Source organism: Streptomyces sp. NPDC006140 (assembly GCF_040628815.1).
GTDB lineage: Bacteria > Actinomycetota > Actinomycetes > Streptomycetales > Streptomycetaceae > Streptomyces.
Map to the genome: position 1 here is coordinate 166,306 of NZ_JBEXTS010000010.1, position 22,168 is coordinate 188,473.

Genomic DNA, 22,168 nt, shown 5'->3' on the forward strand with positions numbered 1-22,168 from the left:
GTCAGCGCACGTCGACGAAGTCGCCCGCGGCGTTGACCGCCGGGGTGGTCGTCGTGCCCGCGAAGGAGTAGCGGAAGTAGCCGTCGGTGGAGGCCTTGACGGTGGTCTTCAGCTCACCCGTGGAGTTCGACTTGATGGTCTTCACCGTGGTGTAGGTGTCGGAGCCCTTCTTGCGGAACTGGAGCTTCACCGACTGGTTCGTGTAGCCGTGGTACTTGTTGTCGTCCCAGTTGGCGCGGGACAGCTTGCCGGTGACCGTGATGGTCTTGCCCTTCTTCACCGGCTCGGGCGAGGCGTTGACCGTCAGCTTCGAGTAGCGCTGGAGCTTGAAGGAGTTGGTCGGGTCCGTCACCGCGACACCGACGTTGTCCAGGTTCGGGTTCTCCGGGTCCTCGCCGTTGAACGCGACCGCGAAGCCCGCGGCCTTCCAGGAGCCGGCGTCCTCGTTCAGCAGCGCGAACGGGTCGATCTCCACGGTGGCCTTGCAGTTGGCCACGGTCGCGGAGGAGTCGGTGCAGCTCGCGTCGTTGCTGTCGAAGAAGAAGACCGACTCCTCGAAGGAGGCGCCGCGGTACAGCTCGACACCCGCGAAGAAGTCGGCCGCGTGGATGTCGACGTCCGCGCCGTGCGTCAGCTTGAAGGAGACGGGCACCTTCACCAGGTTGGTGGTGCCGACCGCGATGTTCTTGCCGTTGTTGACCTTCACGGAGGAGAAGGTCGCGTCCAGGGCGTACGGGGTGCCGTCCGCGGCGGCGGCGAAGGCCGACCGGCCGGAGTCGGCGTGGACGACCTCGCTGGCGGCGGCGATGTCCGCGGGAACCTTCGGCTCGGCGGCCTGCGCGGCCGGCACGGCGAAGGCGGAAAGGGCCAGGGCACCGGTGACGGCGGCCACGGTGGCTCGGATACGCATGCGTTCTCCAGGTGGAGAGGGGCCCCGGCGCTCGTCGTCGGCTCCTGGGGCCCAAGTGATCGTGGAGTCTGTTGACTCACGTGATCAGATACCTCAGCGATGCGCTTGGTTGTACGACTGGTAAAAAATATGTGCGGAACTTTTCACCAACAGTCGTACACCACCACCGGATCGGTCGAAACCCCGGACCGGCCGCGGCGCCGGATCAGTCGAACCACCGGTCCCGCGCCAGCTCCTCCGTCCGGGACGGATCCTCCAGCAGCGCCGCCACCTCGAACCGCCGCGGCCACTGCCCCGCCGCCCAGGCCAGCCCCGCGGCGACGCCCTCCAGGGTGGCGGCGTGCAGGACGCCGTCGTCGGTGAGCCGCCAGTCGATCTCCACGCCGTCCACGACGAGTTCCTCGTGCTCGACGTAGGAGGCGGGGGTCAGCCGGCCGAGCAGCACCCGCACCGGCTCCGGTACGTCGTGCTCGGTGCCCTCGGAGGTGACCTGCCCGGTGACGGACTCGCTCAGCCGCCGCACCTGGAACAGCTCGGCCAGCTCGGCGGCGCGGGACGGCCGTACGGGCAGCAGCGGGACGCCCTCGGTGAACGGCAGCAGGTCGGGCGAGTCGCACACCACGGCGTCGGCCGCGTCCACGACCTCCACCCGGCCGTCGACGACCGCGCGCAGCTCGTCCGGCAGGGTCACCTGCTCCGGGTCCAGCTCGGCCAGCGCCCCGTACAGGGCGTGCAGTTGAACGCCCGTCACCTCCCGCTCGGGGTCGGCGAGCCGGTCGAGCAGCTCGGCGGCACCGCCGGGCTCGTCCAGCAGCGCGGCGACGGACGTCCGCACGCCGAGCGCCCGCAGCACCTGCTCGTCCTCGAACCCGGTCGCGTCGGCCTCGTCGTACAGGCCGCGCAGCAGCGGGTCGCCGCCGGCGGCGCGCAGTCCGGCCGGGCGGCGGCCGTCGAGCACCGGGTTCCCGCGCAGCCACCAGGCCGTGTACGGCCGGACGACCTCGTGCGTCCCGTCGTGCAGCAGGATCCGCACGGGCTGCACGATGGCGTCCCGCAGGGGCGGCCGGGACAGCAGGGCCAGCGCCTGCGGCCACTTGTCCTCGTCGACGAGGTCCAGGTCCCGCACGGCGACGATCTCGGTGGCGACCGGCGGCACCGGGCTGTCCGGGAAGCGGTCGAGGATGTCCTCGCACCACACGTCGACGGCGTCCAGCAGTCCCGCGTCGTCGGGCTCGGCGAAGTCCCCTTCGCGGGGCTCCAGTTCGTCCGGGTCGAGGACGACGTCGGTGGCGCGGACGAGTGCGAAGTCCACCAGGACCCCGCAGGCGGCCAGCGGCTGCTCGCCCCACTTCGCGGCCAGCTCGGCGTCCACGGCGGCCAGTTCGCCCTCGCGCATGACCTGGGCGAAGGGGCCGCCGGGGAAGACCAGTTCGCAGGCCGGGGCCGGTTCGCCGTCCTCGTCGGGCAGGGCGAGCGCGCCGAGCCAGGGCTCGTCACCGGGCTCCAGGCCGGCGTCCCGCACCAGGGCGAGGACGGTGTCGGCGAGTTCCTCGGCGTCGAGGGAGTCCTCCTCCCAGTTCACGCCGCCCTCGTCGTCCAGGGACGCGGCGACGGCGGCCCGCACCTGCGGGGTGGTGAGGACGGCCCGCGGGGTCGCGGGCAGGGCGCCGAGCTTCTCCAGGATGGGGTGGGCGGCGTCCGGGTGGGCGACCTTCAGCCCCAGTCGGGCCAGCACCTCCGGGTCGATCCGGGCGCCGTCCGCGCCGGGCAGCAGGACCTGCCGGGGCCCGATGGTCGTACGGCCGTCCGCGAGCGGTACCGGCAGCCCCGACAGCCGGTCCGGGTCGACCCCGGCCAGGCTGTCGTAGAGCCGCCGCCACCAGCCCGGGTCCTTCTCCAGGCCGGCCAGCCGGTCGATCGCGTCGGTCAGCGGGACCCGGGCGACGCCCAGGTTCCGCAGCTCCGCGCGGCGTTCGAGCCCGGCGGGCAGCAGCGTGGGCAACACCTCGGCGAGGACGCCCACGGTGTCCGCGCCGGCGCCCTCGACCAGCTCGGCGTCCCGCGGCCGCAGGGATTCCGGCAGGTCGTCACCGTCGTGGGGCGGGACCGCGGGCGGCAGGAAGGACGTACGGGGCAGCCGCTCCAGGATCGCCTGGCGCAGGGCGCCGTCCAGCTCGCCCTTGCCGAGCGGGCCGGGCACGAGGTCGATGATCCCGGCGGTGACCGGCCGCCAGTCGGCGAGGAGCCCGGCGTAGGCGTCGGCCGCGCGCTGCACCAGGAAGTCGGTGAGCGGGCCGGGGGCGGCGTGCCGGCGGGTGGAGTCCAGCGGGAACGAGGCGATGAGCAGGGCCGGGACGCCCAGCGGCTCGTCGCTGGGCGTGGGGGCGTGCACCACCGGGCTGGTGCGGGGCCGGGCCGGGCTGCCGTCGCTGGCGACGGGCACGGCCCAGGTGACCGACCAGTGGGGCCGCAGCCGCTCCTCGACGGGCCGGTCGGCGAGCAGCTCGGGGGTGAGGGGGCCGTGGGCGGCGGCGGTACGCCAGTGGGTGACGCCGTTGCCGGAGTCGTCGACGACCGTGAAGGGCCCGTCGGTGCGGCGGGTGAGGGTCCGGGGGCTCTCCCCGTTCACCTCGACGACGAGTTCTTCGAGGCCGGGGAGGGTGAGCAGCAGGGCGTCGTCGACGGCGTGCAGGAGCCGCTCGGCGAGATCGGCGGCGGCCGCGTCGCGCAGCGGCAGGATGACGGCCGTGTCGTACGGGTCGGGGGCGGTGCCCTCGGCGGCGAACGGCAGCCGCAGCAGCGGTACGTGCCCGTCCCGGCGCCGGATCTCGTCCCCGAGCCCGGGGCTGTGCCGGGCGGTCTCGGCGGCGCGCTCGCGGGCCTCGGCGAGGGACCAGCGGACCCCGCCGTGCCGGCCGACGACGGCGGGCTCGTCGGTGACGGCGAGGACGGCGGCGAAACCGACGCCGAACCGGCCGACGGCCCGCTCGTGGGTCTCCCGCTTCGCGGAGGCGCGCAGCGTGGACAGCGACTCGACGCCGGCCGCGTCCAGCGGGGCGCCGGTGTTGGCGGCGACGAGCACCCCGTCGCGCAGGGTGAGCCGCAGCCGCCCCGGCACTCCGGCCCGGGCCGCCGCGTCGGCGGCGTTCTGGGCGAGCTCGACGACGAGCCGGTCCCGGTAGCCGCCGAGGACGAGGTCCTCCTCGGCGTTGGCGTCCTCACGGAACCGGGCCGGGCTGGTCGCCCAGGCGTCGAGGACCCCGCGCCGCAGACGTGCCGTGCCGAACGGGTCGGCACCCTCGGCGGCCGGGCGCACGAACTTGCTCACGTTCACTCTCCTCATCGGCGGCGTGGGCCGTGAGGTTGAAGGTACCGCGACCGGGAGCGGCCCCCGGACCAGGTCCAGGGGAGTGCCTCGGGTCCCAGGAGTGCCTCGGGTCCTAGGAGTGCCCCAGCTCCGCCGACGACTCGTCCTCCGTGACGGGTACGGAACCCGAGTCGGAGGCCGGGCGCAGCGGGAACGGGTCCACCCGGGTCTCGTCGATCACCGGCGGGGCCGGCTGCGGAGGCTTGGGCATGACCGCGGCCTCGGAGTGGCCGCCGCAGCCGTAGGCCAGGGAGACCAGGCGGCCGTCGGCCGGGGAGAACTCGTTGGCGCAGACGCCGAAGGCCTGGCCCAGCGAGCCGCCGACGGGGACGAGGAAGCCGCAGCTGACGCAGGCCGCGGGGGCGGACTGGGCCATGGGGGTCTTGGGGCCGAACGCCTCCTCCCAGCGGTCGGCCGCGGTGTGCAGGCCGTAGCGGGAGAGCACCCGGGCGCGCCGCATGCCCAGCTCCTCGGCGACCGCGGCGATCGACCCGCGGGACGGCGTGACCGGCAGGCGGGACGGGGGCCCCTCGGTGACGTCGGCGTCCTCCGCCTCGACCAGGTCGGCCATCTCGTGCGACACGGCGGAGTTCGGCGGGGGCTCGTCCTCGCCCGAGTAGCCGGGCTCCAGGCGCAGGTCCTCGGCGTCGGTGGGGAGCAGGTCGCCCGGGCCCATGTCGCCGGGGCGGAGCCGCTCGCTCCACGGCACCCACTCGGGCGCGAGCACCGCGTCCGGGCCGGGCAGCAGCACCGCCTCGTCCACCGTGACGATCTTGGCGCGGGACGCCCGGGCCACCGTCACGGCCCAGCGCCAGCCCCGGTAGCCCAGCTCCCGGCACTCGAAGAAGTGCGTGACAACGCGGTCCCCCTCGGAGACCAGCCCCACGTGCTCGCCGACGATCCCTGGCGCGGCGGCCTCCTCGGCTGCGGCGCGTGCGAGGTCGACGGCCTCGGCGCACAGGCGGTCAGGGGTGCGGCTTCGCGTTGTCGCTGCGCTCACAGGTATCGCTTCTCTCCATACGCCGTCTCACGAGTGCGCCACTCCCAGCGCCCGGGGCGGGACGGAGCGGACCTGGGGACCGCGTCGACGTCCTTCATCCATTCTGCGGGATGGCGGAGATACGCACGCTACCCTTCCGCCCCACTTCGCGTACACCGACGGTTCTGTAACCCGTCGGCCCGGTCATGGGAGCACCGCCCTGCCGGCGCCTCCGGACAGTCACCCCACAGGCCCTATACAAGCGGTAATGGCACTAGCCACAGCCTTATCGGGGCACTATGACGTCGTGGCAGCCGCGAAGACACCCCAGGGCGCCACCGGGACCGGTGGGCCGAAAGGGCTGAAGGGAAGCAGCCGACCGAGCGGACCGGGCCGTGTGGGCGGCTCCCTCCGCGCGGTCGGCCGTGCCCTGCACTTCCCGGTGACCGGCACCGCCCGCGGCATCCGCAAGGCGACCCACGCGCACGGCGCGGGCGAGTCCGGCCTCGGCAAGCTGATCGAGCTGCACGGCGTGAACGGCGCCGGCGACGTGATGATCACCGTCGCCCTCGCCTCGACCGTCTTCTTCTCCGTACCGACCGACGAGGCCCGCGGGCGCGTCGCGCTGTACCTCGCCATCACCATGGCGCCCTTCACGCTCCTCGCGCCGGTGATCGGCCCCCTCCTCGACCGCATCCCGCACGGCCGCCGGGCGGCGATGGCCGGCGCCATGCTGGCCCGGGCGCTGCTGGCGATCGTGCTGTCCGGCGCGGTCGTCAGCGGCAGCATCGAGCTGTACCCGGCCGCGCTCGGCGTCCTGGTCGCGTCGAAGGCGTACGGCGTGGTCAGAAGCGCCGTCGTGCCCCGGCTGCTGCCGCCCGGCTTCTCCCTGGTGAAGGCCAACTCGCGGGTCACCCTCGGTGGCCTCCTCGCCACGGGCGTCGCCGCGCCCATCGGGGCCGGGCTCCAGCAGATCGGGCCGCGCTGGCCGCTCTACGGCGCCTTCCTGATCTTCGTGGCGGGGACGGTCCTGTCGTTCACGCTGCCGCCGAAGGTCGACTCCGCCAAGGGCGAGGACACCGCGCTGCTCGCGGCCGACGAACAGCACCTGCACGGGCCGCACCGCAAGCCCGTCAAGCGCCCCGGGCTGCGCACGGTCGGCCCGGCCGTCACCCACGCCCTGGCCGTCAACGCCTCCATCCGCTGCCACACCGGCTTCCTGATCTTCTTCCTGGCCTTCCTGCTGCGCGAGCATCCGATCTCGGGCCAGAGCGCCGCCGTGTCCCTGGGGATAGTGGGCGTCGCCGCGGGCGCGGGCAACGCCCTCGGTACGGCGGTCGGGGCGTGGCTGCGCTCCCGGGCGCCGGAGATCATCATCGTGACGGTCGTGGCGTGCGTGCTGGGCGCGGCGATCACGGCCGCGGTGTTCTTCGGCGCGGTCCTGGTCGCCGGCCTGGCCGCGATCGCCGGTTTCGCACAGGCCCTGGCCAAGCTGTCCCTGGACGCGCTGATCCAGCGGGACGTGCCCGAACTGGTCCGCACCTCGGCCTTCGCCCGCTCCGAGACGCTGCTGCAGATGTCCTGGGTGCTGGGCGGCGCGATCGGCATCCTCATGCCCCTCAACGGCACGCTCGGCCTCGCGGTGGGCGCCGCGATCGTCGGCACGGGCTGGCTGACGACCGTCCGGGGGCTGCTCGGCTCGGCCCGTCGCGGGGGTGCGGGACGGCCGCGAGTGGCGTAACGGTACGGGCACGCCCTACCCCAGGTGGGGATGGGGCTCGGTGCGCCCGATAGCCTTCGCCCATGAACACGTTGCAATCCGCTGTGCGACGCCGCCGCGCCGTCGCCGCCGCCGGCGTCGTTTCCGCCGGACTGCTCGTCCTGTCGGCCTGTGACAAGCCGACGGCGATCGCCACGGTCACCGTGGGCAGCTCCTCGGTGAACTCCGAGGCCACCTGTGGCGGCCAGGGCGAGACCCTGAAGTCCGCCGACCTGACCCAGTGCCTGAAGGACAAGGGCATCAAGAGCATCTCCGTCGACCCGGACGAGACCGTCCGCTTCGGCGTCGACCCGGAGATCGCCGACAAGGGCTGGACGATCCTGATGAACGGTCAGCCGCTGACCGACGCCAGCACGAAGACGTACCGCACGATCCCGGGCAGCGTGTTCTTCAACGCCCAGTACGGCGCGCAGGGCAACTCGACGCTGGTGTCCATCAAGGAGGGCGAGAAGGACACGTCGGGGCTCTGGAACTTCAAGCTCGAGAAGGACGCCTGATCGCTGCCGCTGGGCTTGGCCGGGTGCTTGTCGCCACCGCGGTTCCTGTGGAGAGGGACGCGGTGGTTGCGGGCCTGGGGGTGTTGTCCCTGGGGTCCGATGAATCGGCACTCGGCGTTGCGGGCGGTGGTCGGGTCGATGTGATCGTCGCCGGGGTCGGGGCCGCGCTCGCCGCCGCCCGTACCGCTTCCGCGCTCACCGCCGCCGCCCTCCACGGCACCCCCTACGACCTCGTCGTCTCCGCCGGGATCGGGGGCGGTTTTCAGCCCGACGCGCCGGTGGGGGCGCTGGTCGTCGCCGATGAGGTCGTCGCGGCCGATCTGGGGGCCGAGACCGAGGACGGGTTTCTGTCGGTCACCGAGCTGGGGTTCGGGACCGTCCGGCATCGGCCGCCCGGGGAGCTGGTGCGGCGGGTCGCCGAGGTGACCGGGGCCCGTGCCGGGGCCGTGCTCACCGTGTCCACCGTGACCGGGACGGCCGCCAGGGCCGCCGCCCTGCGTGAGCGGCACCCGACCGCTCTCGCCGAGGCCATGGAGGGGTTCGGGGTCGCCGAGGCCGCCGTCGCGCAGGGCGTGCCCGTGCTGGAGGTCCGGGCGATCTCCAACCCGGTCGGGCCGCGGGACCGTGCCGCCTGGCGCATCCCGGACGCCCTGGCCGCCCTGACCGAGGGTTTCGGGAAGCTCGTGCCCGTACTGGAGAGTTGGAACCGGCATGACAGTTGAGCAGCTGCAGATCGCGTACTCCCCCTGCCCGAACGACACCTTCGTCTTCGACGCCCTGGCCCACGGCCGCGTCCCCGGCGCCCCCGAGCTGGACGTGACCTTCGCCGACATCGACGTCACCAACGGCATGGCCGAACGCGGCGAGTTCGACGTGCTGAAGGTGTCGTACGCCGTGCTGCCCTACGTCCTCGACCAGTACGCCCTGCTGCCCTGCGGCGGCGCCCTGGGGCGGGGCTGCGGGCCGCTGGTGCTCACCCGCGAGGCGGATGGTGGGGGCGCCTCCCTGCTCGAGCGGAGCCGAGAGCTTGGGGGACTCGCCGGGCGGACCGTCGCGGTGCCCAGCAAGAAGTCGACCGCGTATCTGCTGTTCCGGCTGTGGGCGGCGGACACCCTGGCGGACGGGGTCGGCGAGATCGTCGTCATGCCGTTCCACGAGATCATGCCGGCCGTGCGGGACGGGAAGGTCGACGCGGGGCTCGTGATCCACGAGGCGCGCTTCACGTACCGGAACTACGGGCTGCACAAGCTCGCCGACATGGGCGAGCACTGGGAGAACACCACCGGGCTGCCGATCCCGTTGGGCGCGATCATCGCCAAGCGGACGCTGGGCGAGCAGAAGCTGCGGCTGCTCGCCGACTCCATCCGGACCTCCGTACGCGCGGCCTGGGACGACCCCGAGGTGTCCCGCCCGTACGTCATGGAGCACGCCCAGGAGATGGACCCGGCCGTCGCCGACCAGCACATCGGGCTGTACGTCAACGAGTTCACCGCCGACCTCGGCGAGGACGGCTACGCGGCCGTGCGCGGGCTGCTGACGCGCGCGGCGGCCGAGGGGCTGGTGCCGCCCCTCGGCCCGAACGCGCTCGCTTTTCCCTGAGCGGGCGTCACACGTCCAGCTGGTCGGCGACCGCGCGCAGCAGCCCGGCGATCTTCTTGCCCGCCGTCTTCTCGGGGTAGCGGCCCCGCTCCAGCATCGGGGTGATGTTCTCCAGGAGCGTCGTCAGGTCCTGGACGATGGAGGCCAGCTCGTCGGGCTTCTTGCGGGTCGCGGCGGCGACGGACGGGGTCGGGTCCAGGATCGTCAGGGACAGCGCCTGGTCGCCGCGCTGCCCGGCGACCACCCCGAACTCCACTCGCTGCCCCGGCTTGAGCGTCTCGACTCCGGCGGGGAGGACCGAGGAATGGACGAAGACGTCACCGCCGTCGTCGCGGGAGAGAAAGCCGAAGCCCTTCTCGCTGTTGAACCACTTGACCTTGCCGGTAGGCACGTCTGTCCTCGTCCTCGTACTCGTCGGAAAACTGCTTCTGAAAACGGCTCTTGATAGCACTCGGGCGGGTCGTACGACCCGCCGGTACCAAGGCTAATGGTCTTGCAGCCGGTGACAAGACGTCACCCGGTTGTTCCTTCGCGCTGGGAACTACCCTGGTCCGGTGCGTGACAAAACCCAAACGAATTCCGCCGCTCCCGGTGACCGCCTGGTCCGTGCCGGAGCCGTCGTCTTCTTCATCGGCGCCGTGGCCACACTGGTCACGGTCGCCCCGCTGTTCCTCGGGACGACGCCCTTTCCGACGTACATGTTCGGATTGAGCATGCTCATGGCAGTCGGTTTCCTGATGGCCGGTGCGGGAGTGCTGCGTTCCGTGGCGGCCGGGCGCCGTCAGGCGCGTGCGGGGCGGTAGTCCGAAAGCCACCCGGGGAATTCGGCCAGGCCGGTGAGGACGACGTCCGCGCCCGCCGCCCGCAGTTCCTCCTCGGGGCAGGGGCCGGTGGCCACCGCGACCGAGAGCGCGCCCGCGGCCCGGGCGCCGCGCACGTCGCCGACGTGGTCGCCGACGTAGACACCCGCGTCGTGCTCGCGCAGCGCCTCCGCCTTCTGCTCGGCCCACAGGTCGCCGATGACCGCGTCGGGCTCGATGCCGAGGTGGGCGAGGTGCAGCTTCGCGTTGGGCTCGTACTTGGCGGTGACGACGATCACGCGTCCCCCGGCCTCCCGTACGGCCGCGACGGCCTCCCGGGCGCCGGGCAGCGCCGGGCTCTCGGCGATCGCGATCGTCGGGTACATCTCCCGGTACACCTCCGCCACGGTCGCGACCTCCTCGGCCGGGAACCAGTTGATCAGCTCCTCGGCCAGCGGCGGCCCGAGCCGCGTGACCGCAAGATCGGCGTCGATGTACGTCCCCGTCCGCTCCGACAGCGCCTGGTAGCAGGCGCGGATGCCGGGGCGGGAGTCGATCAGGGTCATGTCGAGGTCGAAGCCGACGGTGAGTGCGCGCGAGGTCGTGGAGGCCATATGGGCCATTGTGCCCAGGGGGTGTGAACGGCAGTCGTCGCCCCGGGCCCTAGCGCTGACGCTGTGAACGCCACACCAGGAACAGCGCCGACGCCACCGCCGCCCCGCGCACCACCCACGGCCACGTCTGGGCCACCGCCTCGTTCATGTGCCCCTCGGCGATGGGCGCGCCCCAGCGGCCGTTCATCCGCCCCCACAGCCAGACCAGGCCCGCCGCGACGGCCGTGCTGGGCAGGATCACCACCGCCCACTTCGTCTCCGCCGGGCTCAGCCGGCGGGACGCGTACGCGATGAGCCAGCCGAGGAGCAGCACGAACCAGTTGCCGAGCACCGCGCCGACGACCAGGAGCCCGGCGGCGATGAGGAGGAGCGGGTTGCTCCAGCCGCCCGCGGGGAGGCCCGGCAGCCGACGGCGGGTCCCGGGCGCGGCGGCCTCCTCCGCCGCCTCGACGGCCGGAGCGGGTTCCTCCGCCGCCTGCTTCTCCAGCTCCGCCTTCCGCTGCGGGGGCGGCTTCAGCAGGTCCGGCAGCTCCACCCCGCCCACGAAGCCCGGCACCTCGTCGCCCACGCCGAAGGGGCTGCTGTCCACCCGCCACCAGTCCGGCTGGACGGCGCCGTCCCCGAGTTCGTGCGCGGCGGCCAGGTGCGGCGGGGCGGCGCCCTCGGGGGCGGTGGGGCGCGGCTCCTCGGCGGGCCGTGCCGGGCGGGGCCGGGGCACGACACGCCGCAGGACGCCCTTCGCCCGCTCGCCCCGCTCCTCCGGCTCGCGTTGCACGGGGACGGAGGCGGGGGCGGTGTGCTGCGGCTCGGCGCCGCCGGATCCCGTACCGTCCGCTGCCGCCGCCACGACCTCGTCGGGGCTGCCGAGGCGGGTCAGGATGCGGCGGACGGCGGCGGGCGAGTCGACGGTGGCCCTCGCGCGGCGCCGGTCGATCTCGTCGCGCAGGTCCGCGACCAGGCGCATGCGGGTGGCCGACGACAACTGCCGCTGCTGCGCCACGTCGCCGACGCGGCTCAGATACTCGTAAACGACCTGGTCGCTCTCGATCCCCACGAAGTCCCCTCCGGGGCGGGTGCCTTGGGAAGCCCGTCGGACGACGGTACCGCGAGCACCGACAGCGCCGCCAAAAGCCCGTCGTACACAGTCGGCTCACCCGCCGGGGGCGACCCGCTACCGTTGGCCGGATGAGCACCGAGGACACGCCTGCGGCCCCCCGCTCCCTCGCGGAAGCGCTCCGCGCGCGGGGCGACGCCGCGCTGGGCGCGCTGCTGCGCAGCCGACCGGATCTCATCACGCCCGTGCCCACCGACCTCACCCAGCTCGCGACCCGCGCCGGCACCCGCGCCTCGGTCGTGCGCGCCCTGGAGCGGCTGGACCGGTTCACGCTGCAGACGGCGGAGGCGCTGGCCGTGGCCGCGGACCCGGCGACGTACGAGGAGCTGCTCGGGCTCATGGCCGGGGACGAGGGCGACCCGGCCGTCACCGCCGCCCTGCCGCACGCCCTGGACGTCCTGCGCGAGCAGGCCCTGGTCTGGGGCGCCGACGACCGGCTGCGGCTGGTCCGCACGGCCCGTGAGCTGCTGGCTCCCTCGCCGCAGCACCCGTCGCCGACCGGGCTCGGACCCACGGTCCAGGAGGCCACGGCCGGGATGTCCCCGGGGCGTATCCAGGAGATCGTCACGGCCGCCGGGCTGCCCTCGACCCATGACTCTGTCTCGGCTGTGACGGCCCTGACCGGCCTGTTCACCGACCGGGCCCGGATGGCGGCGCTGCTCGCCGACGCCCCCGCCGACTCCCTCGACGTCCTGGAACGCCTGGTGTGGGGGCCGCCGTACGGCCAGGTCACGCCGGATCCGGCGCCCCGGCTGCGCTGGCTGCTGGACCGCGGGCTGCTGCTGCCGACGGCGCCGGGGACGGTCGTGCTGCCGCGCGAGGTCGCCCTGCACCTGCGGCGGGGGCTCGCGCACCGCACGCCCGAGCCGGTGCCGCCGGTGGTCGAGGCGGCCGCCGCGCACCGTCCACAGGTTGTGGACAGCACCGCGGCCGGGCAGGCGTACACCGCGCTCGCGACCGTCGAGGAGCTGCTGAAGGACTGGGACGAGGGCGGGCCGACGGTGTTGCGGGCCGGCGGGCTGAGCGTGCGGGACCTGAAGCGGACCGCCGTCGCCCTGGACGTGCCGGAGCCGGTCGCCGCGTTCTGGGTGGAATTGGCGTACGCGGCGGGCCTGATCGCCTCCGACGGGGAGGCCGACGAGCGGTACGCGGCGACCCCCGCCTACGACGAGTGGCTGGAGCGGCCTCCGGCCGAGCGCTGGTCGCGGCTGGCCACGGCGTGGCTGGCGGCGACCCGCACGGCCGGGCTGGTCGGCGGCCGGGACGCCAAGGACCGCACGCTGTCGGCGCTCGGGCCGGGCCTGGACCGCTCGGCGGCGCCCGAGGTGCGGCACCGGGTACTGGCCCTGCTGGCCGCGCTGCCGGAGGGGGCCGCCGCGGACCCCGAGTCGGTGCTGGCCCGGCTGCGCTGGGAGCGCCCCCTGCGGGGCGCCCAGCGGCAGGAGGACGATCTGCGCGCGCGCCTCGCCCGGTGGGCGCTGTCCGAGGCGGAGCTGCTGGGCGTCACGGGCCGGGGCGCGCTGTCGGCCCACGGCCGGGCGCTGCTGGGCGCGCCCGCGGCGCCCGTGAAGGGCCCGGAAGCGGAGCCCTCCGGTCCAGGGGACCGGCTGCCCGTCCACCCTCACCGCACCGCTCCCCTCACCCCCCTCTCCCCGGCCGAGCAGGCCGTCGCCTCCGCCGCCGCGGCCCGGCTGCTCACGCCGCTGCTGCCCGAGCCGCTGGACCACGTGCTGCTCCAGGCCGACCTGACGGCGGTGGCGCCCGGTCCCCTGCAGCGCCCGCTCGCCGACATGCTGGGCGTGCTCGCGGACGTCGAGTCCAAGGGCGGGGCCACGGTCTACCGGTTCACGCCCGGCTCGGTGCGGCGCGCCCTCGACTCCGGGCAGACCGCCTCCGACCTGCACGCCTTCCTCGCCGCGCACTCCCGTACGCCGGTGCCGCAGCCGCTGGCGTACCTCATCGACGACGTGGCCCGCCGGCACGGGCACCTGCGGGTCGGCGCGGCCTCGGCGTACGTCCGCTGCGACGACGACGCGGTGCTCAGCGAGATCCTCGCCGACAAGCGGGCCGCCGCGCTGGGCCTGCGCCGGCTCGCCCCGACCGTGCTGGCCGCGCAGGCGGACCCGGCGGGGCTGCTGGAGGGGCTGCGGGCGATGGGGTTCGCGCCGGCCGCCGAGTCCGCCGAGGGCGATGTGCTGATCACCCGCGCCCTCGCCCACCGCACCCCGCCCCGCGCCGCGCCCGAGCCGGTGCCGGACGGCCCGCCGGTCCCCGACGACACCCTGCTCGCCGCGGCGCTGCGCGCCATCCGGGCCGGCGACCTCGCCTCCACGACCCCGCGCAAGCCCGGCACGGCCCCGGCGGCCGACGGCGAGCTGCCGCGCACCGGTTCCGCCGAGACCCTGGCCACCATGCAGGCCGCCGTCCTGACCGGCGAGGCCCTGTGGATCGGCTACGTCAACGCCGAGGGCGCCGCGAGCCAGCGGGTCATCGCCCCCATCCGCGTCGAGGGCGGCTTCGTCACGGCGTACGACCACACCGCGGACGAGGTCCGCACGTACCCGCTGCACCGGATCACGGGGGTCGCGGAACTCGCCGACGACGCGGGCTGAGCACCGGTCCGGGGGCTCGGGCGGCTTCTCACCCGTTCGGGTGCACGCCGGGGTTCATGCACGCCACGCCGGGGATTTCCCACGCTCGGGCGACCTTGCCGGGCGTGTCGCATCACGCCGGGTGGCCGGGGGCAGCCACCGGGTGTCCCTGTGAGCGCTGTCGAAAGGAACTCCCCGCATGCGCGCTGTTCGTCGAGTCGCCGCCGTCCTGGCCACCGCCGCCCTGATGACGTTCGGGGGGCTGGCCACTCCGGCCTCCGCCGTGAGCATCGATGTCGCCGGACTCGTCCTCGAGACACCGCAGATCTGATCGCCTCCGCGCCCATCGGGCCGGCCCCGGCGTCCGTGGGCCGGCCCGCGGTGTGGCGGCACCTCGTCCCACCGTCCGCGAACGTCCGAGAAAGGCCGTGCCGTCCGCATGCGTGAAAAGCTGCCCGCCGTCGCCCTGTCCGCCGTCGCCCTCGTGGGCGTGCTCGCGCCCTCCGCGGCCGCGGCCCCCGCGCTGCCGCTGCCCCTGCCGGCCGCCGGCACCGAGCCCTTGGTCTCCGAGGCGATCGGCATCGAGGGCCCGCTGATCCAGAACGTCAGTCTGCCCACGCTGAAGTAGCGCGCCGCGTCCGGTAGCTGTCCCCGTCCAGCCGCACGATCTCGGCGTGGTGGGCCACGCGGTCCGCCAGCGCCGGGGCGGACGCGCCGAAGACCTCGTCCCAGCGGCCGAGCGGTCGGTCGCTGGTCAGGATCAGCGAGGCACGCTCGTAGCGGTGCGCGACCAGCTGGAAGAACAGGCCGGCGGTGGCCGCGTCGAACGGCGTGTAGCCGACCTCGTCGACGATCAGCAGGGCGTGCTCGTCGAGCGCGGCCAGCTCCGCGTCGAGCCGCCCGGCGGCCCGGGCGTCGGACAGCCGGGCGGCCCACTCGGCGGCGGTCGCGAACAGCACCCGGTGCCCGGCCTGGCAGGCCCGTACGCCGAGGGCGATGGCCAGGTGCGTCTTGCCGGTGCCGGGCGGGCCGACGAAGACGACGTTGCGCCGGGCGGCGACGAAGTCCGCCTTGCCGAGCCGGGCCACGGCCTCCCGGTCGAAACCCCGGGGGTGCTGCTCGTCGAAGTCCTCCAGCAGCTTGCGGACCGGGAAGCCGGCGGCCCGGATCCGGGCCTCGGCGTCCGCGTCGGGCTCCGCCTGCCGGGGGGCGGGCGGAGCGGCCGCCGGGGCCTCCCGCTCCGGCTGCCCGTGCCGCCGGTCTCCGGCGTCCCGCTCCGGCTGCCCGTGCCGCCGGTCTCCGGCTTCCGGCTCCGCCCGCGGGTGCCCGGCCGGCGTACGGTCGGCGTGCCCGCGATCCGTCTGCGCGGCCATCGGCCCCGACATGTAGGCGAGGATCGCCGCCGACGCGATGAACGCCATGTGGATCACCGTCCCCCACAGCAGAGCGTGGCGGGAGGTGTGGTGGACGTCCACGAACATCTGCAGCAGGTGGACGGAGGAGATGCCGACGATCGCCGTGGCGAGCTTGACCTTCAGCACGTTGGAGTTGACGTGCGAGAGCCATTCGGGCTGGTCGCGGTGGCCCTGGAGGCCGATGCGGGAGACGAACGTCTCGTAGCCGCCGACGATCACCATGATCAGCAGGTTGGCGATCATGACGACGTCGACCAGCTTCAGCACGGCGAGCATCACGTACGTCTCGGTGGCGTGCCCGCTCACGCACATGAGGATTAACGTCCACAGCTCCTTGAAGAACTTGTAGACGTAGACGCCCTGCGCGGCCACGAGCCCAAAGTACAGCGGGGCCTGGAGCCAGCGGGTGGCGAACAGGGCGTATCCGAGCGTGGTGGTGGTGGGGTTCCGCACAGTCGGCCATTCTTCGGGGCCGCGGTGGAAAACCTGAATTCACACCACACGTTGGAATGAAAAGGCATTAAGTACGACCGGCTGCGCAGATCACACCACCGGGGGCCGTCGATCAGGCACACTGGACGTTTGGCCGAGCCGTCCGAGCAGTCCGGCCGCAGAAAGGGTGCCGCGCGTGAATGGTCCGCTGATCGTCCAGTCCGACAAGACCCTGCTCCTGGAAGTCGACCACGAGCAGGCCGACGACTGCCGTCGGGCCATCGCCCCGTTCGCGGAGCTGGAGCGGGCGCCGGAGCACATCCACACCTACCGGGTGACCCCGCTGGGCCTGTGGAACGCGCGCGCGGCGGGCCATGACGCCGAGCAGGTCGTGGACGCGCTGGTGCAGTACAGCCGCTACCCGGTGCCGCACGCGCTGCTCGTCGACATCGCCGAGACGATGGACCGCTACGGCCGTCTCACCCTCTCCAAGCACCCGGCGCACGGCCTGGTCCTGACGACGACGGACCGTCCGGTGCTGGAGGAGGTCCTGAAGTCGAAGCGGATCGCGCCCCTGGTCGGCGCCCGCATCGACCCGGACACGGTCGCCGTGCACCCCTCCGAGCGCGGGCAGATCAAGCAGACCCTGCTGAAGCTGGGCTGGCCGGCCGAGGACCTCGCCGGGTACGTCGACGGCGAGGCGCACCCGATCGAGCTGGCCGAGGACGGCTGGGCGCTCCGGCCGTACCAGAAGCAGGCGGTGGAGAACTTCTGGCACGGCGGTTCGGGCGTCGTCGTCCTGCCCTGCGGCGCCGGGAAGACGCTGGTGGGCGCCGGGGCGATGGCGCAGGCCAAGTCCACGACGCTGATCCTCGTCACGAACACGGTCTCCGCCCGGCAGTGGAAGCACGAGCTGGTGCGGCGGACCTCGCTCACCGAGGACGAGATCGGCGAGTACAGCGGGACGCGCAAGGAGATCCGGCCCGTCACGATCGCCACGTACCAGGTGCTGACCACCAGGCGGAAGGGTGTCTATCCGCACCTGGAGCTGTTCGACTCGCGCGACTGGGGGCTGATCGTCTACGACGAGGTGCACCTGCTGCCCGCGCCGGTCTTCAAGTTCACCGCGGACCTCCAGGCGCGCCGGCGCCTCGGCCTGACCGCGACCCTGGTCCGTGAGGACGGCCGGGAGTCGGACGTGTTCTCCCTGATCGGGCCCAAGCGGTTCGACGCGCCCTGGAAGGAGATCGAGGCGCAGGGGTACATCGCGCCCGCCGACTGCGTCGAGGTCCGGGTCAACCTCACCGACTCCGAGCGGCTCGCGTACGCCACGGCCGAGGCGGAGGAGAAGTACCGCTTCTGCGCGACGACGGACACCAAGCGGAAGGTCACGGAGGCGATCGTCCGCCGCTTCGCCGGGCAGCAGATCCTGGTGATCGGCCAGTACATCGACCAGCTCGACGAACTGGGCGAGCACCTCGGGGCGCCCGTGATCAAGGGCGAGACGTCGAACGCGCAGCGGGAGAAGCTCTTCGACGCCTTCCGCGAGGGCGAGATCAGCGTGCTCGTGGTGTCCAAGGTCGCGAACTTCTCGATCGACCTGCCGGAGGCGACGGTCGCGATCCAGGTCTCGGGCACCTTCGGCTCGCGGCAGGAGGAGGCCCAGCGCCTCGGCCGGGTGCTGCGGCCCAAGTCGGACGGCCACCAGGCGCACTTCTACTCCGTCGTCGCCCGGGACACCATCGACCAGGACTTCGCCGCGCACCGGCAGCGCTTCCTGGCGGAGCAGGGGTATGCGTACCGGATCATGGACGCGGACGAGCTGCTGACGGAGAGCTGATCGCGGCGGGTCCGGTCACCGTCGGCCCCGGTCACCGCCGGCGCCGATCACCGGTGGCGCCGGACCACGCCCACTTCCTCCTCGTACTGGCCGAGGATGATCACGTCGAAGGCGGCGCCCGCGAAGACCTTGACGGCGCGCAGGGCATCGCCGAGGCGATGGGGGTGGCGGTGGCTCCCGGACACGGCGGTGGCGCCGGGCGGGCGGCCCGGTGCCGGGGCGGGGGAGATGCTTGCTGCGCTCATGTCTCCATAGTGCGTTTTGGCACGTAAAGCCCGCGTCGGCCTGTGGGCCCACTCTCCGTACCGCGTTCGTACGCCTGCGGGCCGACCCCTGCCCCTCCGGGATGAGGTCCTCGTCCCCTAGGGGATGAGAAAAGGCGTTCAAGGAGCTGGGAAAAACCGTTCGCGGTCGCCGCCCCGGTTCCTCTAAGATCTCCGCTCTTGCCCGCCTCCCTCCACGGAGTGCCGCCGACCGGACGGAAACCGGCCGGCATCCCACCGCCGGCTCCTCAGCAGGTCCCTCCGGAGGCACCCCCGTGTCCACGCCCGTCGACGACCCCCTGTCCCGTGAGCGCTCCCACCTCGCCGCGTCCCGCTCCGCCCTGCGGGCGATGCGCGAGGACGTCGAGGCCCTCGACATCAGCGACGTCACCGCGAACTGGGTCAACGCCGAAGTCCTCGCCCACCAGATCGACGAGCGCATCAAGGCCCTGGCCGACCTCAGCGACACCCCGCTGTTCTTCGGCCGGCTCGACTACCTGCACGCCCCCGGCGCCGAAGAAGCCGAGGGGGCCGAGGGGGAGCGCTTCTACATCGGGCGGCGGCATGTGCACGACGCCGACGGCGACCCCATGGTCATCGACTGGCGCGCGCCGGTCTCGCAGCCGTTCTACCGGGCCTCCAAGAAGGACCCGATGGACATCACGCTGCGCCGCCGCTTCGGCTACACGGGCGGCGACCTGACGGCGTACGAGGACGAGCACCTCTCCGACCCCGCGGAGGCCGCGCAGACCAGCAAGCTGCTCCAGCAGGAGATCGAGCGCCCCCGCGTCGGCCCCATGCGGGACATCGTCGCGACGATCCAGCCCGAGCAGGACGAGATCGTCCGGTCCGGTCTCTCCGGCACGGTGTGCGTACAGGGCGGCCCGGGCACCGGGAAGACCGCCGTCGGCCTGCACCGCGTCGCCTACCTCCTCTACGCCCACCGCGAGCGCCTCGCCCGCACCGGCACGCTCGTCATCGGCCCGAACCGGTCCTTCCTGCACTACATCGAGCAAGTGCTGCCCGCGCTCGGCGAGTTGACCGTCCGGCAGGCCACGGTCGAGGACCTGGTGGCGCACGTCGAGATCAAGGGAACGGACGAGGCGACGGCCGCCGTCGTCAAGGGCGACGCCCGCATGGCGCGGGTGCTGCGCGGGGCCCTCTACTCCCACGTCACGATGCCCGCCGAGCCGGTCGTCGTCGTGCGCGGCTCCCGCCGCTGGCGCGTCCCGGCGTACGAACTCCAGGACATCGTCCGCGAGTTGCTCGACCGCGACATCCGCTACGGCGCCGCCCGCGAGGCCCTGCCGCAGCGCATCGCACACGCGGTGCTGGTGCAGATGGAGCGCTCGGGCGAGGCGCCGGACGACCGGGTGCAGGACGCGGTGGCCCGCAACAGCGCGGTGAAGGCGGCGGTCAAGGCGGTCTGGCCGGCCGTCGACCCGGCGAAGCTGGTGCTGCGCCTGCTGTCGGACGCGGACTTCCTCGCCGAGCACGCGAAGGGGATCCTCGACGAGGACGAGCAGAAGGCGATCCTCTGGGCGAAGCCGGCGCGCAGCGTGAAGTCGGCGAAGTGGTCGGCCGCCGACGCCGTACTGATCGACGAGGCCACCGATCTGATCCAGCGCACCCACTCCCTCGGGCACGTGGTCCTCGACGAGGCGCAGGACCTCTCCCCCATGCAGTACCGGGCGGTCGGCCGCCGCTGCACCACCGGCAGCGCGACGGTCCTCGGCGACCTGGCGCAGGGCACGACGCCGTGGGCGACCCGCAGTTGGCAGGAGGCGCTGGCCCACCTGGGCAAGCAGGACGCCGTGATCGAGGAGCTGACGGCGGGTTTCCGCGTCCCCACGGACGTCATCACCTACGCCTCACGCCTCCTGCCGCACATCGCTCCGGGCCTCACGCCGGTGGTGTCGATCCGGGAGAACCCGGGCCACTTCGAGGTCCGCGAGGTCTCCGGGACCGCCGACGTGGTCACCGCCTGCCGCGAGTCGCTGCGCCACGAGGGCTCGACGGGCCTGATCGCGGCGGACGCGCGCGTACCCGAGCTGGCCGAGGCCCTGACCGCCGCCGGGATCCCGTACCTCGGCCCCGGCGAGGAGACCACCCGGGACACCCGCCTGACCCTGGTCCCGGCGTCCCTGGCGAAGGGCCTGGAGTACGACTACGTGGTCCTGGACGAGCCCCAGGCGGTGGTCGACGGCGAACCGGACGAACGAACGGGGTTGCGGCGCCTGTACGTGGCGCTGACGAGGGCGGTATCGGGGCTGACGGTGACGCACGCGGCACCGCTGCCGCCCCAACTCAGCGCTTAGCTCGCAGCTCGCTTAGCTGCGGGCATGCGTGCCGCTAGGGGCGGCACGGGTGGGCGATGGGGGTCCCCCCTGCTCGAGCGAAGCCGAGAGCTTGGGGGAGGCACCTCGTCGCGCCGAGCTGCGCACCCACCCGCCCCCAGCGACAACGCCGAACACCGATCAAGAACCGTCCACCGCAGCCCGCCACTCCGCGACCGCCTCCACCGACACCGGCTCGTCCCAACCCCCCGGACGAGCCGCCCCACCGATGTGAAACCCGTCGACCCCGGCCTTCAACAGCACCGGCACATGATCGAGCCGCAACCCGCCCCCCACCAGCAACTGCTGCTCATACCCCGGCTCCCCCGCCCGCCCCGCCTCCGCGAGCAGCACAGGCAGCCCGTCATCGACCCCGCCCACAGCCCCCGCCGTCAGATACGTGTCCAACCCCGGCATCCCATCCAGCTGCTTCCGCAGCGCATCCCGGTCCGCGGCCCGGTCGATCGCCCGGTGGAAAGTCCAGGGGCACCCGTCCAGCACCCCCACAACCCGCTCCACAGCCGCCAGATCCACCCCACCCCCCGCGTCGAGGAACCCGAGCACGAACTCCTCCGCCCCGGCCTCCCGCAACTCCCCCGCCACCCGCACCAGCCGGTCCACGTCCCCGGCCTGGAAACCGTCGGCCAGCCGGATCATCACCCGCAGCGAGATGTCCACGGCACGGCGGATCCCGGCCACGGTGGCGGCCGGCGGGGTGAGCCCGTCGGCCGCCATGTCGGTGACCACTTCGAGGCGATCCGCGCCTCCCGCCTGCGCGGCGACCGCGTCCTCGACGCCGAGGGCGATCACCTCCAGGACTGCACGCTTGCTCATGGGGCCCCTTCGTCGGCACGGCGTCGGCGTTCGTGACAGGTCTAGTCCAATCAAGACTACGCTGCCCACTCCCGCCGACGCCCAAGCACCCGGCCCGGGGCCCGGCCCCTCACCCGAAGAGGTTCAGCTCCCGGGCCTCCACCCCGGCCAGCTCGAACGCGGGCGCCCCGTCGACCGGCCGCCCCGTGCACAGCCGGATCAGCGTCGGCCCGTCCCCGATGAAGCGCCCCGGGGGCCGCTCCCCGCCGCTCTCCCCCAGCCGCAGCGGCTCGTCCCGGTCGTCGAGGTCGGCGTGCAGCGGCACGCGCCCCCGCTCGCGGGTGATCCGGGCGAGCAGGTCGAGCGCGTCCGGCAGCCCGGCCCCGCCGTACGCCCCCGGCTCCCCGAAGGCCTCGCGCACGTCCCCGGCGTGCACCCACTCCCCCAGGGCGAGCCCGTCCAGCTTCCCGCCGGCCCGGGCGATCACCGCCCCGGCCTCGGTCATCCCGCGCTCCAGCTCGTCGACGACCCGCGCGTTGCTCCAGCCGTCCCGTTCGGCGATGTCCCGGTCGTTCGACTCGGGCGAGAACACGCCCTCCTCGAACCGGTTCTCCACCACGCGCGTGAGCGCGGCCGAACAGTGCGCCAGCACCGACCGCACCGTCCAGCCCGGACACGCGGCGACCGGCAGCGCGAAGTCGTCGTCGGACCGGCCCCGCAGCAGCGGGATCAGCGCGTCACGCTCGATCGTGAGCAGCCTCCCGGGCTGCTCGGGGTCCCGTACGTCGTGCACATCAGCAGGAGTCGTCATACACCCC

At 73.6% G+C, this 22,168-nt stretch carries 20 protein-coding genes; 10 read left to right on the forward strand and 10 right to left on the reverse strand.

Translation table 11 applies throughout. The annotated features are described in order from the left end of the window. Window position 1 precedes the first annotated feature (1 nt). The 3 genes from ABZ386_RS25320 to ABZ386_RS25330 all read right to left on the reverse strand — a co-directional run bounded on the left by ABZ386_RS25320 (window position 2) and on the right by ABZ386_RS25330 (window position 5,277). Window positions 2-910, reverse strand: a complete 909-nt coding sequence (locus tag ABZ386_RS25320; RefSeq protein WP_355712755.1) for a hypothetical protein — start codon at window positions 908-910, stop codon at window positions 2-4. Window positions 911-1,115: 205 nt separating this feature from the next. Beyond that, on the reverse strand, window positions 1,116-4,238 hold the full coding sequence (locus ABZ386_RS25325; protein WP_356669264.1) for a molecular chaperone Hsp90: 3,123 nt from the start codon (window positions 4,236-4,238) through the stop codon (window positions 1,116-1,118). Between the two features lie 112 nt (window positions 4,239-4,350). Then, window positions 4,351-5,277 (reverse strand): DUF3027 domain-containing protein, encoded by a 927-nt coding sequence (locus ABZ386_RS25330; RefSeq protein WP_351338533.1) that lies wholly within the window; start codon window positions 5,275-5,277, stop codon window positions 4,351-4,353. 286 nt (window positions 5,278-5,563) lie between these two features. Here ABZ386_RS25330 and ABZ386_RS25335 point away from each other — a divergent pair, with 286 nt between their 5' ends. The 4 genes from ABZ386_RS25335 to ABZ386_RS25350 all read left to right on the forward strand — a co-directional run bounded on the left by ABZ386_RS25335 (window position 5,564) and on the right by ABZ386_RS25350 (window position 9,132). Then, on the forward strand, window positions 5,564-6,997 hold the full coding sequence (locus ABZ386_RS25335; RefSeq protein WP_351338531.1) for an MFS transporter: 1,434 nt from the start codon (window positions 5,564-5,566) through the stop codon (window positions 6,995-6,997). A 62-nt stretch (window positions 6,998-7,059) separates the two neighbouring features. After that, window positions 7,060-7,533 (forward strand): DUF2771 domain-containing protein, encoded by a 474-nt coding sequence (locus ABZ386_RS25340; protein ID WP_351338528.1) that lies wholly within the window; start codon window positions 7,060-7,062, stop codon window positions 7,531-7,533. Continuing rightward, on the forward strand, window positions 7,503-8,255 hold the full coding sequence (locus ABZ386_RS25345; protein WP_358966086.1) for a futalosine hydrolase: 753 nt from the start codon (window positions 7,503-7,505) through the stop codon (window positions 8,253-8,255). The genes ABZ386_RS25340 and ABZ386_RS25345 overlap by 31 nt, the downstream gene beginning before the upstream one ends. Then, window positions 8,245-9,132, forward strand: a complete 888-nt coding sequence (locus ABZ386_RS25350; RefSeq protein ID WP_351338525.1) for a 1,4-dihydroxy-6-naphthoate synthase — start codon at window positions 8,245-8,247, stop codon at window positions 9,130-9,132. The genes ABZ386_RS25345 and ABZ386_RS25350 overlap by 11 nt, the downstream gene beginning before the upstream one ends. A 7-nt stretch (window positions 9,133-9,139) precedes the next feature. Here ABZ386_RS25350 and ABZ386_RS25355 read toward each other — a convergent pair whose 3' ends face one another. Then, the gene (locus ABZ386_RS25355) at window positions 9,140-9,523 is read right to left on the reverse strand and encodes a cold-shock protein (RefSeq protein ID WP_010035896.1); all 384 of its coding nucleotides are present in this window, start codon (window positions 9,521-9,523) and stop codon (window positions 9,140-9,142) included. Between the two features lie 163 nt (window positions 9,524-9,686). Here ABZ386_RS25355 and ABZ386_RS25360 point away from each other — a divergent pair, with 163 nt between their 5' ends. Beyond that, window positions 9,687-9,935: a hypothetical protein gene (locus ABZ386_RS25360; protein WP_039932946.1), complete on the forward strand. Its 249-nt coding sequence runs from the start codon at window positions 9,687-9,689 to the stop codon at window positions 9,933-9,935. Here the strand turns inward: ABZ386_RS25360 and ABZ386_RS25365 are convergent. Further along, window positions 9,914-10,555, reverse strand: coding sequence for an HAD family hydrolase (locus ABZ386_RS25365; protein WP_358965928.1), 642 nt, complete (start codon window positions 10,553-10,555; stop codon window positions 9,914-9,916). The two genes, ABZ386_RS25360 and ABZ386_RS25365, sit on opposite strands and share 22 nt — an antisense overlap. A 40-nt stretch (window positions 10,556-10,595) precedes the next feature. Further along, window positions 10,596-11,600 (reverse strand): hypothetical protein, encoded by a 1,005-nt coding sequence (locus ABZ386_RS25370; RefSeq protein ID WP_358965930.1) that lies wholly within the window; start codon window positions 11,598-11,600, stop codon window positions 10,596-10,598. Window positions 11,601-11,731: 131 nt separating this feature from the next. On the opposite strand from ABZ386_RS25370, the gene ABZ386_RS25375 reads away from it, so the two are divergent. The 3 genes from ABZ386_RS25375 (at window position 11,732) to ABZ386_RS25385 (ending at window position 14,879) form a co-directional block, all read left to right on the forward strand. After that, window positions 11,732-14,272, forward strand: a complete 2,541-nt coding sequence (locus ABZ386_RS25375) for a helicase C-terminal domain-containing protein (protein WP_358965932.1) — start codon at window positions 11,732-11,734, stop codon at window positions 14,270-14,272. A gap of 178 nt (window positions 14,273-14,450) precedes the next feature. Continuing rightward, window positions 14,451-14,582, forward strand: a complete 132-nt coding sequence (locus ABZ386_RS25380) for a hypothetical protein (RefSeq protein WP_267886819.1) — start codon at window positions 14,451-14,453, stop codon at window positions 14,580-14,582. Between the two features lie 108 nt (window positions 14,583-14,690). Continuing rightward, window positions 14,691-14,879: a hypothetical protein gene (locus ABZ386_RS25385; RefSeq protein WP_114253762.1), complete on the forward strand. Its 189-nt coding sequence runs from the start codon at window positions 14,691-14,693 to the stop codon at window positions 14,877-14,879. On the opposite strand, the gene istB is transcribed toward ABZ386_RS25385, so the two are convergent. Further along, a complete protein-coding gene (istB, locus tag ABZ386_RS25390) occupies window positions 14,857-16,119 on the reverse strand; it encodes an IS21-like element helper ATPase IstB (RefSeq protein ID WP_358965934.1) in 1,263 nt (420 codons plus the stop codon). The two genes, ABZ386_RS25385 and istB, sit on opposite strands and share 23 nt — an antisense overlap. A gap of 175 nt (window positions 16,120-16,294) precedes the next feature. Between istB and ABZ386_RS25395 the strand changes: the two genes are divergently transcribed. After that, window positions 16,295-17,938 carry a DNA repair helicase XPB gene (locus ABZ386_RS25395; RefSeq protein ID WP_351338510.1) on the forward strand — a complete coding sequence of 548 codons (1,644 nt, stop codon included), beginning with the start codon at window positions 16,295-16,297 and terminating at the stop codon, window positions 17,936-17,938. 47 nt (window positions 17,939-17,985) lie between these two features. Here ABZ386_RS25395 and ABZ386_RS25400 read toward each other — a convergent pair whose 3' ends face one another. Next, window positions 17,986-18,183, reverse strand: coding sequence for a hypothetical protein (locus tag ABZ386_RS25400; RefSeq protein ID WP_358965936.1), 198 nt, complete (start codon window positions 18,181-18,183; stop codon window positions 17,986-17,988). 293 nt (window positions 18,184-18,476) lie between these two features. On the opposite strand from ABZ386_RS25400, the gene ABZ386_RS25405 reads away from it, so the two are divergent. Beyond that, a complete protein-coding gene (locus tag ABZ386_RS25405; RefSeq protein WP_358965938.1) occupies window positions 18,477-20,519 on the forward strand; it encodes a UvrD-helicase domain-containing protein in 2,043 nt (680 codons plus the stop codon). A gap of 159 nt (window positions 20,520-20,678) precedes the next feature. Here ABZ386_RS25405 and ABZ386_RS25410 read toward each other — a convergent pair whose 3' ends face one another. Beyond that, window positions 20,679-21,371: a copper homeostasis protein CutC gene (locus ABZ386_RS25410; protein ID WP_358965940.1), complete on the reverse strand. Its 693-nt coding sequence runs from the start codon at window positions 21,369-21,371 to the stop codon at window positions 20,679-20,681. A 109-nt stretch (window positions 21,372-21,480) separates the two neighbouring features. Beyond that, entirely contained in the window at window positions 21,481-22,161 is a 681-nt protein-coding gene (locus tag ABZ386_RS25415) for a maleylpyruvate isomerase family mycothiol-dependent enzyme (protein ID WP_351338497.1), read from the reverse strand. Between the last annotated feature and the right edge of the window lie 7 nt (window positions 22,162-22,168).

What these genes read in the sequence shown, in the direction of transcription:
- ABZ386_RS25320 (WP_355712755.1), bottom strand. Translation starts at nt 910, where the DNA reads ATGCGTATCCGAGCCACCGTGGCCGCCGTCACCGGTGCCCTGGCCCTT.
- ABZ386_RS25385 (WP_114253762.1), top strand. Translation starts at nt 14,691, where the DNA reads ATGCGTGAAAAGCTGCCCGCCGTCGCCCTGTCCGCCGTCGCCCTCGTG.
- ABZ386_RS25375 (WP_358965932.1), top strand. Translation starts at nt 11,732, where the DNA reads ATGAGCACCGAGGACACGCCTGCGGCCCCCCGCTCCCTCGCGGAAGCG.
- ABZ386_RS25410 (WP_358965940.1), bottom strand. Translation starts at nt 21,371, where the DNA reads ATGAGCAAGCGTGCAGTCCTGGAGGTGATCGCCCTCGGCGTCGAGGAC.
- ABZ386_RS25365 (WP_358965928.1), bottom strand. Translation starts at nt 10,555, where the DNA reads ATGGCCCATATGGCCTCCACGACCTCGCGCGCACTCACCGTCGGCTTC.
- ABZ386_RS25400 (WP_358965936.1), bottom strand. Translation starts at nt 18,183, where the DNA reads ATGAGCGCAGCAAGCATCTCCCCCGCCCCGGCACCGGGCCGCCCGCCC.
- ABZ386_RS25350 (WP_351338525.1), top strand. Translation starts at nt 8,245, where the DNA reads ATGACAGTTGAGCAGCTGCAGATCGCGTACTCCCCCTGCCCGAACGAC.
- ABZ386_RS25380 (WP_267886819.1), top strand. Translation starts at nt 14,451, where the DNA reads ATGCGCGCTGTTCGTCGAGTCGCCGCCGTCCTGGCCACCGCCGCCCTG.
- ABZ386_RS25340 (WP_351338528.1), top strand. Translation starts at nt 7,060, where the DNA reads ATGAACACGTTGCAATCCGCTGTGCGACGCCGCCGCGCCGTCGCCGCC.
- ABZ386_RS25415 (WP_351338497.1), bottom strand. Translation starts at nt 22,161, where the DNA reads ATGACGACTCCTGCTGATGTGCACGACGTACGGGACCCCGAGCAGCCC.